Origin of the sequence: Vibrio sp. SBT000027, assembly GCF_963894355.1 — a bacterium.
Lineage (GTDB): Bacteria > Pseudomonadota > Gammaproteobacteria > Enterobacterales > Vibrionaceae > Vibrio > Vibrio splendidus.
In genome coordinates, this window is sequence record NZ_CAWQGD010000001.1 from 1,626,794 (window position 1) to 1,639,801 (window position 13,008).

Below are 13,008 nucleotides of genomic sequence, written 5' to 3' on the forward strand. Positions count from 1 at the left end.
CTAGCGATTGCTAATAAGGGCTTTGAATTTTCAGTAGCTTAGTTGCTGGCTGTAATTAGTCTATTTGTTGCGACGAGCTTCAACAGCGTCTGCCAACTGGCGAAGTACTGTTTCAGTATCTGCCCAACCAATACATGCATCAGTAACAGATTGGCCGTAAGTTGCAGCTTTACCATCAACAAGATCTTGGCGACCTTCAACAAGGTGAGATTCAATCATCACACCAAAGATAGCTTTGTCACCGTCTGAGATTTGAGCACTAACGTCATCAGACACATTCATTTGACGCTTAAACTGCTTAGAGCTGTTTGCGTGGCTGAAGTCAATCATTACCTTTTGTGGAAGGCCTGACGCAGCTAGTTCTTCTTTGATTTTACCTACATGCTCAGCGCTGTAGTTTGGCTCTTTACCGCCACGTAAAATGATATGACAGTCAGGGTTACCCACTGTTTCAATAATTGCTGAGTGTCCGTACTTAGTTACAGATAAGAAGTGGTGCGAAGCGCTTGCCGAACGAATAGCGTCTGTTGCGATCTTGATGTTGCCATCCGTACCATTCTTAAAGCCAACTGGGCAAGATAGGCCAGAAGCCAGTTCACGGTGAACCTGAGATTCTGTCGTACGTGCGCCAATTGCGCCCCAGCTGATTAAGTCAGCAACGTATTGAGGCGTGATCATATCTAGGAATTCACTTGCCGTTGGCATTCCCATATCAGTTAGGTCAAGCAGTAGCTTACGTCCAAGACGAAGACCATCATTTAGCTTGAACGTGTCGTTCATGTACGGGTCATTGATTAGACCTTTCCAACCAACGGTTGTACGTGGCTTTTCAAAGTAAACACGCATTACGATTTCAAGGTTATCGCCAAGTTCGTCGCGCAACACTTTCAAACGCTTGCCGTACTCAAGAGCAGCTTCTGTATCATGAATAGAACATGGGCCAACAATAACAAGCAAGCGGTCGTCGCTTTCTTCTAAAATATTGTGGATCGCTTTGCGGCTTTCAAAGGTTGTAGAAGAAGCAACTTCTGTCGCTGGAAACTTTTCTAAAACAGCAACAGGTGGTAATAACTCTTTTACTTTGTTAATTCTTACATCATCAGTCTGGAACATTGCTTACTTCTTCCTTTTTTCTATCCTTGAGCTGAATGTACGTTGTCTCACGTAACTTTCTTTCAGCACTAATCTTCTTGTTCCTTGTAACTTAACTAGTAAAAACTCTAGTTTCAATCACTAATTGAAAATAAACGCAATTTTTTTTGTGTTTTATATTAGAAACACCCTGTATAGCATTATTTACACACTATCGATTGCGTAATTTCAAGGAAGACAATAGAGCAGCTATTCTTCAAGCTTCAGCATACATGTAGCATTGTGTAGCACTTGAAAACAAAAAAAGCTCACGTGATTAACGCAAGCTCTCTATTCAACTACATTCTTTTCAATGGTTTGACAACGCTATCAAGCCCTTCAATTTTCAGAGCAAGGCACAGTTTTAATAAGTCACCTAGCTCACCAGAGGGGAACCCTTTTTTGTCGAACCACAGCAAATATTCTTCAGGCAAGTCAATCAACGTACGACCAGCGTATTTACCAAATGGCATTTGCATTCTAGCAAGTTTAATCAGGTTCTCTTTCTCTAGCATTACAGGCTCTTTCTAAGCATCATCAATATTCTGTAGAGTATCACCTAAACGTTCAACCCAATAGTTGATCGCACCTTTGGCATCATCAAGCGAGTCAATCATGGTTGAAAAGTCTTTATTACCCGTTTCACGGTCGATCATCACAGAATCATAGTCGTCTAACTTGGAGCTCAGTCGCTGCGCATCACGTAGCCCAATCCTTGCCCAAACTAGGTCAACGCCTCCATCAGGGACTGGCTGAAAATCTTTATAACTGGTGAATTTAGTTGCGGTTTTAATTGGGCCGCCTGCACAACCAAACAAGAAGATGCTGGTTGCAACAAGCAAAAAGACTTTTAGAGGTTTCATGACGCACTTAGTTAAAATTAAGGAATTTAATTGAGTAAGTCATACCTTATATGAAAAGTTTGTAGAAAAGGGGAGTTAAAACTCAGAGCTAGCTTTAAAATTAATCATGCTGAACGGTGTGTGCATACTCTACGATTACCTGATTTCCTTCGATATAAGCATTTTGGATCTCACCATCAACGCTCATTCTACTTTTCAGGTAGACCACTTTTGGCCCTGACTCATTACCTTCTTTAAGTGAAGGAAACACATTCCTAGGCTCTAAATGAAGTAAACGACAAAAGTGACTAACGAAAGACATCGTTAATGGCGTCTCGCCTCTTAGCACTCTAGAGAAATCAAGCTGGTTCATTCCAAGCTTTTTTGAAAACTCCATCTGCGTAATACGCATTCTCGATTTTTGTGACATCCACGTTTGATATAACGCGTCTCTATCTAGTTCTGTGAATTCCATACCGACTCCTTTATATAATTCATACCAATCAATTGTCCGGCTTTTCATACATAGCATGTCAGGGTTTGGTTAGTGGAAACCAAAGGTTTGGTTTTGATATGCGCGCAATTGTCGTGCGGAACAAAACATCACAATCGAAAAACATTCACAAAAGCGATTAGAGCAAATACTTTCTTCATTTATATCAATAATTTATACGTTAGCGAACTAAGCATATAGCAAGTTAATTTGTATTAAGAATTAAAAGTTCGAGATTGGCATTCCACATTTCAATCTATTGATTCGCATTTATAAAACTGGTTGGCTACATTTCGGTTGCTCAAACGCACTTCTGGCAAACTATTTGAAAGAATAGGACGCAAAGCCACCGGTCTGTCGACAATTATTCTGTCTATGATAGCGGGGCCGCCACTTAATAGGATTTAAGTGTCAATGCATGCTGGAGTGTTCTCTTTTTTGTCGGCCAAATACAGTAAGGACAAATAATGAAACAACTCCCAAAAAAATCGCTCATCGCACTATCGCTACTTAGCGTAAGTGGAGCAAGCTTCGGTCACGGTTATGTCTCGGCATACAACAATGGCGTAGCTGAGAGCCGTGTTGCCCTATGTAAGTTCCCTGCGAGTGATACACAACAAAAAAACACCAACTGTGGTGGTATCCAATATGAGCCACAAAGTGTGGAAGGCCCTGAAGGCTTCCCTGAAATCGGCCCTGCTGATGGAAAAATCGCCAGTGCGCAATCTTCTTTAGCAGCAGCGCTAGACGAGCAAAAGGCAGACCGCTGGGTTAAACGCCCTATCAAGTCTGGTTCTCAATACTTCGAGTGGACGTTCACAGCTAATCACAAAACTCGCGATTGGAAATACTACATTACTCAACCAGACTGGAATCCAAACCAGCCGTTGGCACGCAGCTCTTTTGACTTAACGCCATTCTGTGTTGTTGAAGGCAACATGGAACAACCACCGATGCAAGTAAGTCACTTGTGTAATGTGCCAGAACGCGAAGGTTATCAAGTGATCCTTGCCGTATGGGATGTAGGTGACACTGCTGCGGCTTTCTACAACGTTATCGATGTGAAGTTTGATGGCGACGGCCCTATCATCCCGGATTGGGATCAAGGCGGTCAAATCAACCCGACACAAGACCTGAATGTTGGTGACGCTGTTCATACACGTGTATTCGACCAATCTGGTGAGAACGCTTCATACAGCACTGAGCTTGTGATTGAAAGTTCTGAGCAAGGCAAAGCCAATAACTGGTCTTACGCACTTGCCTCTAAGGTCAATCAAGAGCAGACGCAAATCAAAGCAGGCCAATTGAACGACCAAGGCGATTTCGCACCCGTTTACGGCACGAACCCTGTTTATCTAAAAGCAGGCTCTGGCTTTAACAGTGTTGAAATCGGCTACAAGATTGATACTCCAGAACCCGAGCATGAGCTAGAAGTAACGGGTTTAGAATCAGAGTACATTATCGATGAGAGCCAACCTACTCAGCTTGACCTCATGCTAGCGGCAACAGGCGATATTCAAGCTGAACTTACCGTGTACAACCATCACCGTGAAGCACTTGCATCTCAGAAGTCTGAGTTAACAGACGGACAAGTTGAAGGTGTTCAACTGACTCTTTCTAAGTCTGAAGCTGGCCACCACATGCTTGTGGTTGTGACGAAAGATGACCAAGGTAACTTAGTGGATCAGAACACGCTTGATTTCCACCTAATGGACGAGCAAACACCGCCACCAGCAGGCGACTACGACTTCGTGTTCCCAGAAAGCATTGAGTCTTACACAGCAGGAACAAAGGTTCTGAGCAGCGATGGTGGCGTTTATCAGTGTAAAGAGTTCCCATACTCTGGCTACTGTGTTCAATGGGCTCCAACAGCAACTCAGTACGAACCAGGTGTCGGTTCACACTGGCAAAGTGCTTGGAACAAAGTGGACTAAGTACTCGCTAGATACTTACTTTGTATTGGGTGAGTTTTAGTCATCAACCAAACAAAAACGGATGCCCAAAGCATCCGTTTTCTTGTTCATTAAAAGTAGAAACGCCAGTTGTCAAAGTAGATAGTGGTCTGCCAACAGAGCAACAAACAAGATCATGAGATGATAGATGGAGAACTTAAAGGTCTTCATCGCCATATTAGGCTCATCACGATACTTAAGTACCCAAGCGTGATAAACAAACCCGCCGTTTAACACCAATGAAGCGCTTAGATATATCCAACTACTCATGCCGACCAACACCGGCAATATACACACGATGCTCAACAACAAGGTATAGAGCAAAATAGAAGTCTTAGTGTATTCGATTCCGTGGGTCACAGGCAGCATGGGGATATTCACTTTGGCATATTCATCACGACGATGAATTGCCAACGCCCAGAAGTGCGGAGGCGTCCAAATAAAGATGATCATCACCAACAACCAAGCATTTGAGTGCAACTCATTGGTAACGGCCGTCCAGCCCAGTAGCGGTGGCATTGCGCCTGCGATCCCCGCAATCACAATGTTTTGCGGCGTCGCTCGTTTTAAGTACATGGTATAAATCACTGCGTAACCCAATAAGCTTGCAAAGGTTAACCAAGCGGTGAGTTGATTGACCCACACTACTAACGTAGCGAACCCAAGTAAGCCGATACCCGCGGCAAAGCTGAACACGCGCGCACTACTCAGTTCACCGGATGGTAAAGGTCGTCGATTTGTTCGAGTCATCTGGCCGTCGATCTTTTTATCGATCAAGTGGTTGAATGCAGCCGCCGAACCTGCCATCAGCCCTATCCCAATCATCCCGAACACAGTTTGCTGTAAAGGCAATCCATTCGGCACAGCCAAACACATTCCAACCAATGCAGTTAGCAGCATCAAAGCCACCACTTTAGGCTTGGTCAGTGTTAAATAGACCTTCCAAACAGCCTTGTTTTTTTCCGCCATTTCATTGCTTAAAGCGATATCATTGCTGATTGCTATCTTAGGACTTGAGGCTACGTCTTGAACCGCCACTCCATTTTGTGTTGATGCTCTACTGACCATGATTACCTCCTTGTAATACACTGTTCTTCACCAAGCTCTCACTCGGTTTGCGTTGCCAGACCACAAAATTGGTCACAACCATGCTGATGAGTAACATCGCCGCGACTAGGTTATGCAAAACCGCAACTGAAATGGGTAAATGAAACCATACGTTACTGATCCCAAGGCTGATTTGAGTAAACAATACTAATGCGACAATCACGCTCAGCTTTTGGTGAGGCACTTGGCCAAATTTCCATAGCTGGTACACGATCATCAGCACCGTTAACGTCGCCAAAATAGCCCCGAACCTGTGCATGACATGGATGGTGAGCCTTGCGGGATATTCCAACACACCAAACTCATAGTTATCATGGCCGTGTTGAGCAAAATCAAACGCATTTTTGAAGTCGAGATAGCTCATCCAGTTACCTTCACATATGGGTAACTGTGTACACACCAACGCGGCATAGTTCGACGATGTCCAACCACCAAGCAGTATCTGCCCAACCACAATGAGTAATCCGAATAGTGCCGAGACTTTAAGTGGTGAAGAATAGGTAGCCTCACCAAAACGGCTTTGGAATTGAGACAAACGACAGTAGAGCAGACACAGCAGTGACAACAACGTGAAGCCCCCCATCAAATGCGCCATAACCACAACGGGCATCAACTTGAGAGTCACCGTCCACATTCCAAGCAAAGCCTGAAATATCACGGTTGCAGAGATAAGTAACGGAAGACCAGCAGCTGTTATATTCTTTTTAATACACCAAGCAACAACGACAAAGATAAGCAGCCCTAATGTTCCTGCAAAGTAGCGATGGATCATCTCTATCCAAGCTTTGTCTGCTTCGAGAGCTCGTTCTGGAAATTGTAGATTGGCTTGATTAACGGCTTGGGTATTCGAGGGAACGGTGATCTTTCCATAACACCCAGGCCAATCAGGACAGCCAAGGCCAGCATCAGACAAACGGGTATAAGCGCCGAGCACAATCACGGTAAGGGTTAACAAGATAGTTAATCTCATCATGTGCATGAGCAAATCAGGGGCTTTATTCTGCATCGTTTATCTCCCTATACTTATTCCCTTTTCGCTAACAACACTCAGCATTAACGCAATATGCTAAAGCTCATTAACTCAAGATCATTAACTCAAGCTCATCAACTCAAGCTTATCAACTTAAGCTGATTAACTACCCAACTCGTGACAGCTTAAGCAGCTTTCTTAGATCATGAATCATGCCTTTAGATTGGCTGACTAGCTGCGAAGGATCAGAAACGCTTTTGTATTCCATAACCAATTGTCCGAGTGGGTCAATAATGACAATGGAAGCCGGCGAAAACTCGGTACTTAATTGATCACCGCCAGCTAACAAAGATAAATCAGGCTTGTTGAGCGAACCCGACAACGAGTTACCTTCTGAGACGAAAACAACGGCGGTCACTCGCTCTTTGTTTTTCCCTAACGCCAAGTAACTTTGATTCAAATAATGGAGTTGTTGTTCGCATAAGCTTTCACACTCTGTGGGAGCGATATAACCCACAACCCAACCCTCTCCAGCCATGGGTACCGTTACGCCGAAATCCGCTAGTGTAATTCTTGGTTCTACCAATTCGCCTGAGTTAGTGACACCTGACGTATACCAATTCTGATCCAACACTGTTTTGGCGATAATCGCAGGCAAAGCGAAAATTAAAACGAGTCCGATTAATACCAAGCGTCCCTTAATACGACGGCTTCTGAGCTCAGCCATGTTTGCCTCGGTACTTTCCCTGTTCACTTGTGCTTGAGACTTATCCATCGTTGTTCTCCGTGATAGGTGTCGCTTTTAGGTACCGATAGCCAATTAACAACATCAAAAACAAAAGTACCGCTGCCATTACAAACCATTGAAATGAGTAACCGAAGTGCTTCTCAGATTTCATTGCCGTCGGTCGCCATAACAACTCATAAGGCCACGATTCTAAGCTTTGCGGTTGGAAGACAAAGGGTAAAACGTCTTGTCCTGTGTACTCTGATAACGCTGTTATGTTGATGTTTTGAATTCTTTTAGGCGTTGTGTTTTCTAAACCCAACTCATGACTTAGAGGATTCACTGAACGAGTGTACAAACGCCCTGACATATTGGTTGGTAGTGTTATGTTTCCTAGTTGTGGAAGCTCTCTTCTGTCATTACTTGCCGCAACGAACCCCAGATCGATCAGTAACTGCTTTTCAGCCACTAAGGAATTGTTTTCATCTTTAAAGCGAACCTCACCCAACATGTAAATCACATAGCCTACCGTTCCTTGGTTAATCTGGTTGTCTAACAAAACCACTAAACCACTGGGTGTTTCCAGCTCCACGTCAACTCTCAAACCATTTAAAGACGGCAGTTCAGATGAGCCTTGCGCTTGTGTACGCGAGCCCTTCAATTCAGAGATAACCGCATCCAATGGCCTAGGCGATTGCTGCGCTCTTTCTGATAGCTGTTGTTCATAACGCAATTTCTCGTTACCACGCTCTAACTGCCACAAACCCAACTTGATTAAAATGCCGACTGAAACCACAGTTAAAACAACCGCTATCCAAAAACCTTTACTGCGGAACTTGTGTTCATCATCAATCAATCGGTTTGGAGTTATCACTATGGCGTCATCTACCTTTGTGTTGTTGTTTAAAATTGTATTGGTCGCTTTGCTGTTTTTTATCGCTTTCAATTTGATGAAAGGTCTAATCCAAATCGCCTCAGGTAAACACAATGGAAAAAGACTCAGTCACTTCTTGGGTCGTCGAGTCATGTGGTCAGCCGTTGTCGTACTACTTTTATTACTTGCTTTGGGATCAGGAGTGATAACTCCCAACCCTCGCCCCTATTAATCCCCTATAGGCTCAGCAGTTAAAGCACATAAACAAATACAAACAGGCCTAACCAAACCACATCAACAAAGTGCCAATACCAACTGCCCGCTTGGAACGCAAAGTGGTCTTTCGGAGTGAAGTGGTCTTTCGCAACCCTTGCCAGCAACACAATCAAAAAAATCGTTCCCAAACAGACATGCAAACCATGGAATCCGGTCAATAAGAAGAAGGTATTGCCATAGATACCGGATTGAAGTGTCAGTCCCATCTCTTGATAAGCATGAAGGTACTCTTCAACTTGGAAGAACAGGAAGAAGCCTGCCAGAACAATGGTTATCTCTAGCCACACGATCAAAGCCATACGCTTATTTTGTTCAAGACTAATATGTGCCATGTGCAGCGTCACAGAGGAAAGCAGCAGGATAATGGTGTTCTTAAGCGGGATACCTTGCCAAGACATCGCTTCTGTCGTCACGCCATCAGGTGTCGTCGTTAACGGCCACATTGATTGAAACATCGGCCACAACACTTCATGGGTCATAGCATTGTTGCCCGCCCCACCAATCCAAGGGACAGAAATCATTCGAGCATAGAAAAGCGCGCCAAAGAAAGCGCCGAAGAACATGATCTCAGAGAAGATGAACCAACTCATGCCTTGCCTAAAGGAGCGGGATATTTGCTCAGAATAAACGCCACTTAATGATTCCGTGATCACATTACTAAACCATCCTGCGAGCATGTAAAGCAACACACAAAATCCGACTAACAGAACTGCTTTTCCAAACACGCCGCCAGCAGCGTCGGTGCCCATATTTTGCACCGTCAAGCCCGCGCCAACCGCGACCAAAAATAGTGCGACGGCACCCACCAATGGCCAGTGGCTTTGATGTGGAACGAAATAAACTTCCTTTTTAGAACTCATCGCTCAACTCCTTATGTTGATACTGGTTCTGTAAATCCCTAGTTACTTGCGAGTGTGCTCAATGTTGATGTGGTCACTTCAGGCTTACTTGCCTCTACATTCACCTGACTCGTGATGTTAAACAGCGTATAAGAGAGCGTAAGCGTATGTATCGATTCTGGAATATCTGGCTCAATGTAAAATATCAAACCCATTTCTGCGCTCTTGTGCCCGTCCAATGGCTGCTGATTAAAGCAAAAGCATTCCATTTTATTGAAGTAAGTTGCCCCCATACCTGGAGAAACCGACGGTACTGCTTGGCCAACTAATGAGGCTCCGGATAGGTTTTTAGCTATGTAGTTAGTTTGAACCACTTCTCCAGGATGAACCTCTAACACTCGAACCTCAGGCGAAAACTGCCATGGCATATCTGGCTTGATGTGGGACATGAATTCAACGCGAACCGTACGAGAATAGTCGGGCTGCATTCCCTGAGGTTGCACCGCTGAAACGGTATTAGTTTTGCCATTGATCCCTAAAGCCTCACACATCACATCGTAGAGCGGCACCAAAGCGAAACCGAAGCCAAACATCGCAACTACACTCAACACCAAGTAGCCCGTCAGCTTTTTAGTCGATCGCTTATTGGACAGGCGCTTTAGTTGTTTTTTATCTTGATTGGGGTCGCTTTGCTTATCACTCATGGGTCTGCCCTCTAATCCACTTTAGGTGGATGAGTAAAGGTGTGGTGAGGCGCAGGGCTTGGTACTGTCCATTCAAGACCTTCAGCTCTATCCCAAGGCTTGCTTGGAGCAGGCTCTCCCCCTCTTACGCACTTAATAGCCAGCCATAAGAAAATCAGCTGAGACAACCCAAAGGCAAAACCACCAATCGATACCACTTGGTTAACGTCGGCGAACTGAATCGCGTAATCAGGAATACGACGCGGCATGCCCGCCAACCCCAAAAAGTGCATTGGGAAGAACAGTACATTGACAGAAATTACCGACGTCCAGAAATGCCACAGACTGAGCTTGTGATCGTACATATGCCCTGTCCACTTAGGCAGCCAGTAATAGGCGGCGGCCATAATTGAGAACACAGCACCCGTTACCAGAACATAATGGAAGTGAGCCACAACAAAATAAGTATCGTGGTATTGGAAATCAGCAGGCACGATAGCGAGCATCAATCCGGATAACCCACCTATCGTAAACAGAACAATGAAGGCAATCGCAAACAGCATTGGCGTCTCAAAGGTCAAAGCCCCGCGCCACATGGTCGCCACCCAGTTGAAGACTTTCACACCGGTCGGCACCGCAATCAGCATGGTGCAATACATGAAGAACAATTCGGCAAATACTGGCATACCCGTGGTGAACATGTGGTGCGCCCAAACCAAGAATGACAGCAATGCGATACTACAAGTCGCGTACACCATAGAATGATAACCAAACAGGCGCTTGCCACTGAATGCTGGAATGATGGCTGAGACAATACCAAAAGACGGCAAGATCATGATGTACACTTCGGGGTGTCCAAAGAACCAGAATATGTGCTGGAACATCACCGGGTCCCCACCACCTGCGGCATCAAAGAAGCTCGTCCCAAAGTATTTGTCGGTCAGCACCATGGTCACCGCCCCCGCGAGCACGGGCATCACGGCTATCAGTAAGAAAGCGGTAATTAACCATGTCCATACGAACATCGGCAGCTTGAACCAAGTCATGCCCGGCGCGCGCATGTTCACTATGGTTACGATGACGTTAATCGCCCCCATGATCGAACTGATCCCCATAATATGAACTGAGAACACAAACAATGCCGTACTGTCTGGGCCATAAGTTGTCGAGAGTGGCGCATAAAATGTCCAACCAAAACTCGGCCCACCTCCCTCAGTAAACAAAGATCCGATCAAGATTAGAAACGCAAAAGGCAAGATCCAGAAACTGAGGTTATTCATTCTCGGCAACGCCATATCTGGAGCTCCGATCATCATCGGGATCATCCAGTTAGCCAAGCCCGTAAATGCTGGCATCACGGCACCGAATACCATGATTAAACCATGGACTGTAGTCATCTGATTGAAGAAATCTGGCTCAACAAGTTGTAACCCGGGTTGGAATAGCTCCGCACGGATCACCATTGCCATGGCACCACCCGTTAAGAACATCGCGAAGCTGAACCACAGGTAAAGTGTACCGATGTCTTTATGATTGGTTGAGTAAAGCCAACGAGCCCAGCCTTTAGGTGCCGCATGTGAGTCGTGATCGTCAACAGGCAAATCATCATTGCCCAGCGTACCTTCCGCAGAATGGCTCAATGCTTGGTCTTCTGCTGGAGCCGATTTCACCGGCTTATTGATTGGTGAACTCATAACTGCTCCTTAGCATCGTTTGGTGCTTGATCCGTTGAACCTTGCGTTTCGTCCATTGAACCTTGTTCGTCAGCTGCTTGGCCTCCGCCTTCTTGCTTGGCTTTATAAGCGTTCACATCTGAAGCCTGAACAATATCGCCCGTATCATTACCCCAAGCGTTTCGTTGGTAAGTCACTACCGCTGCGATCTCTTTCTCGGTTAACTGATTATCAAACGCCTGCATCGCCGTTCCGCCACGACCATAAACAATGGTGTCGATATGAACACCCACATCGCCAAGCGCAATAGGGCTTCCTTTGATGGCAGGAAATGCTCCGGGAATACCTTCGCCATTCACTTGGTGACAAACTGCACAACGAGTTTTATATACCTCTTCGCCAATAGTATTGAGCTCAGCCAAAGAAAGTGACGCATCTAATGCATCTTGCGCGGCTTGTTGTGCGGTTATCGCCAATTCTTTCTGGTCCGCTAACCATGCATCAAACTCGTTTTCCTCCATAGCCTGTACCACTATCGGCATGAAGCCATGAGCACGACCACATAACTCAGCACACTGGCCTCGATAAACACCGGGCTCATCTATCTTTGTCCAAGCTTCATTGATAAAGCCCGGAATGGTATCTTTCTTAACGGCAAATGCTGGGACCCACCATGAATGAATAACATCATCGGAAGTCATCAAAAAGCGGACTTTACGATTGATAGGCAGTACCAGCGGCTTATCAACCTCCAACAGGTAATGCGCGCCTTTCACTTCAATGCCTTCAATCTCTTTATCGCTGGTCGCTAAAAGGCTGAAAAACTCAACATCTTCGCCAAAGTAGCTGTAGTGCCACTTCCATTGCGAGCCAGTAATTTTGATTGTGAGTTCTGATTGAGAGGTGTCTTCCATCGCAATCAAGGTCTTGGTCGCAGGTATGGCCATAGCGATGAGGATAATAATAGGGATGATGGTCCAAAGGATTTCGACTTTCGTACTTTCGTGAAAATGAGCAGCAACCGCCCCCTTCGACTTTCGGTGTCTCAGAATTGAATAAAACATCACACCAAAAACAACAAAAGCAATCGCACAGCAGATGTAGAAGATCAGCATATGAAGTTCGTATACCTTACCGCTGATCTCAGTGACACCTTGAGTCATGTTGTATTCAGTGCTGGCATGCACCAAAGGCGATACCAAAACCACAACAAAACTTTTCAAAAGCCACCCTAGCCTTACCAGTAATCTTTTCAAAAGATCTCTCCTTATCCTTCCTAATTGGATACTTGCGACCTAAATGTCGTTGCGAGCTGAACAACATTCATTGTTGTTCCAGCTGCACATGAAAGGCTGAATCTCAATCTACAACTCACATGGAACTAGCCTGTAAACGGGCTGCTGACCTCGTCTCAACCTAAGATCTAATACGGCTCATAAGC

General features: G+C 45.2%; 14 protein-coding genes and 1 riboswitch. Of the genes, 2 read left to right on the forward strand and 12 right to left on the reverse strand.

Features of this window, described 5'->3' with window-relative positions; all coding sequences use genetic code 11:
* Nucleotides 1–60 precede the first annotated feature (60 nt).
* From aroG to AACU28_RS06880, 4 genes are all read right to left on the reverse strand, one after another.
* Entirely contained in the window at nt 61–1,113 is a 1,053-nt protein-coding gene (gene aroG / locus AACU28_RS06865; RefSeq protein ID WP_121602644.1) for a 3-deoxy-7-phosphoheptulonate synthase AroG, read from the reverse strand.
* Between the two features lie 317 nt (nt 1,114–1,430).
* On the reverse strand, nt 1,431–1,646 hold the full coding sequence (locus AACU28_RS06870) for a DUF3820 family protein (protein ID WP_004730103.1): 216 nt from the start codon (nt 1,644–1,646) through the stop codon (nt 1,431–1,433).
* Nucleotides 1,647–1,658: 12 nt separating this feature from the next.
* Nucleotides 1,659–1,994, reverse strand: coding sequence for a hypothetical protein (locus AACU28_RS06875; protein WP_121602645.1), 336 nt, complete (start codon nt 1,992–1,994; stop codon nt 1,659–1,661).
* Between the two features lie 100 nt (nt 1,995–2,094).
* Complete coding sequence (locus AACU28_RS06880) at nt 2,095–2,448, reverse strand: hypothetical protein (protein ID WP_017066796.1); 354 nt, start codon at nt 2,446–2,448, stop codon at nt 2,095–2,097.
* Between the two features lie 323 nt (nt 2,449–2,771).
* A riboswitch (cyclic di-GMP riboswitch) is annotated at nt 2,772–2,861 on the forward strand.
* Nucleotides 2,862–2,933: 72 nt separating this feature from the next.
* Between AACU28_RS06880 and gbpA the strand changes: the two genes are divergently transcribed.
* Nucleotides 2,934–4,400, forward strand: coding sequence for an N-acetylglucosamine-binding protein GbpA (gene gbpA / locus AACU28_RS06885; RefSeq protein ID WP_121602646.1), 1,467 nt, complete (start codon nt 2,934–2,936; stop codon nt 4,398–4,400).
* A gap of 111 nt (nt 4,401–4,511) precedes the next feature.
* Here the strand turns inward: gbpA and cyoE are convergent, their stop codons facing one another.
* The 4 genes from cyoE to AACU28_RS06905 all read right to left on the reverse strand — a co-directional run bounded on the left by cyoE (nt 4,512) and on the right by AACU28_RS06905 (nt 8,210).
* Nucleotides 4,512–5,486, reverse strand: a complete 975-nt coding sequence (cyoE, locus tag AACU28_RS06890; protein WP_121602647.1) for a heme o synthase — start codon at nt 5,484–5,486, stop codon at nt 4,512–4,514.
* Nucleotides 5,476–6,531, reverse strand: a complete 1,056-nt coding sequence (locus tag AACU28_RS06895; protein WP_121602648.1) for a COX15/CtaA family protein — start codon at nt 6,529–6,531, stop codon at nt 5,476–5,478. The genes cyoE and AACU28_RS06895 overlap by 11 nt, the downstream gene beginning before the upstream one ends.
* Before the next feature lie 130 nt (nt 6,532–6,661).
* Complete coding sequence (locus tag AACU28_RS06900; protein WP_121602649.1) at nt 6,662–7,270, reverse strand: hypothetical protein; 609 nt, start codon at nt 7,268–7,270, stop codon at nt 6,662–6,664.
* On the reverse strand, nt 7,263–8,210 hold the full coding sequence (locus AACU28_RS06905) for an SURF1 family protein (RefSeq protein ID WP_121602650.1): 948 nt from the start codon (nt 8,208–8,210) through the stop codon (nt 7,263–7,265). The genes AACU28_RS06900 and AACU28_RS06905 overlap by 8 nt, the downstream gene beginning before the upstream one ends.
* Here AACU28_RS06905 and AACU28_RS06910 point away from each other — a divergent pair.
* Nucleotides 8,098–8,328: a DUF2909 family protein gene (locus tag AACU28_RS06910; protein WP_029203703.1), complete on the forward strand. Its 231-nt coding sequence runs from the start codon at nt 8,098–8,100 to the stop codon at nt 8,326–8,328. The two genes, AACU28_RS06905 and AACU28_RS06910, sit on opposite strands and share 113 nt — an antisense overlap.
* 19 nt (nt 8,329–8,347) lie before the next feature.
* Here AACU28_RS06910 and AACU28_RS06915 read toward each other — a convergent pair whose 3' ends face one another.
* The 4 genes from AACU28_RS06915 to coxB are packed head-to-tail and all read right to left on the reverse strand — an operon-like array spanning nt 8,348 to nt 12,823.
* A complete protein-coding gene (locus AACU28_RS06915; protein ID WP_017094672.1) occupies nt 8,348–9,232 on the reverse strand; it encodes a cytochrome c oxidase subunit 3 in 885 nt (294 codons plus the stop codon).
* Nucleotides 9,233–9,270: 38 nt separating this feature from the next.
* Nucleotides 9,271–9,915, reverse strand: a complete 645-nt coding sequence (locus AACU28_RS06920; RefSeq protein ID WP_102497384.1) for a cytochrome c oxidase assembly protein — start codon at nt 9,913–9,915, stop codon at nt 9,271–9,273.
* An 11-nt stretch (nt 9,916–9,926) separates the two neighbouring features.
* On the reverse strand, nt 9,927–11,588 hold the full coding sequence (gene ctaD, locus AACU28_RS06925) for a cytochrome c oxidase subunit I (RefSeq protein ID WP_004730080.1): 1,662 nt from the start codon (nt 11,586–11,588) through the stop codon (nt 9,927–9,929).
* Nucleotides 11,585–12,823 (reverse strand): cytochrome c oxidase subunit II, encoded by a 1,239-nt coding sequence (coxB, locus tag AACU28_RS06930; RefSeq protein WP_121602651.1) that lies wholly within the window; start codon nt 12,821–12,823, stop codon nt 11,585–11,587. The genes ctaD and coxB overlap by 4 nt, the downstream gene beginning before the upstream one ends.
* Nucleotides 12,824–13,008: the final 185 nt, after the last annotated feature.

Excerpts from the sequence above, each read along its gene's own strand:
- aroG (WP_121602644.1), bottom strand. The coding sequence starts at position 1,113 with ATGTTCCAGACTGATGATGTAAGAATTAACAAAGTAAAAGAGTTATTA.
- AACU28_RS06870 (WP_004730103.1), bottom strand. The coding sequence starts at position 1,646 with ATGCTAGAGAAAGAGAACCTGATTAAACTTGCTAGAATGCAAATGCCA.
- AACU28_RS06875 (WP_121602645.1), bottom strand. The coding sequence starts at position 1,994 with ATGAAACCTCTAAAAGTCTTTTTGCTTGTTGCAACCAGCATCTTCTTG.
- AACU28_RS06880 (WP_017066796.1), bottom strand. The coding sequence starts at position 2,448 with ATGGAATTCACAGAACTAGATAGAGACGCGTTATATCAAACGTGGATG.
- gbpA (WP_121602646.1), top strand. The coding sequence starts at position 2,934 with ATGAAACAACTCCCAAAAAAATCGCTCATCGCACTATCGCTACTTAGC.
- cyoE (WP_121602647.1), bottom strand. The coding sequence starts at position 5,486 with ATGGTCAGTAGAGCATCAACACAAAATGGAGTGGCGGTTCAAGACGTA.
- AACU28_RS06895 (WP_121602648.1), bottom strand. The coding sequence starts at position 6,531 with ATGCAGAATAAAGCCCCTGATTTGCTCATGCACATGATGAGATTAACT.
- AACU28_RS06900 (WP_121602649.1), bottom strand. The coding sequence starts at position 7,270 with ATGGATAAGTCTCAAGCACAAGTGAACAGGGAAAGTACCGAGGCAAAC.
- AACU28_RS06910 (WP_029203703.1), top strand. The coding sequence starts at position 8,098 with ATGGCGTCATCTACCTTTGTGTTGTTGTTTAAAATTGTATTGGTCGCT.
- AACU28_RS06915 (WP_017094672.1), bottom strand. The coding sequence starts at position 9,232 with ATGAGTTCTAAAAAGGAAGTTTATTTCGTTCCACATCAAAGCCACTGG.
- AACU28_RS06920 (WP_102497384.1), bottom strand. The coding sequence starts at position 9,915 with ATGAGTGATAAGCAAAGCGACCCCAATCAAGATAAAAAACAACTAAAG.
- ctaD (WP_004730080.1), bottom strand. The coding sequence starts at position 11,588 with ATGAGTTCACCAATCAATAAGCCGGTGAAATCGGCTCCAGCAGAAGAC.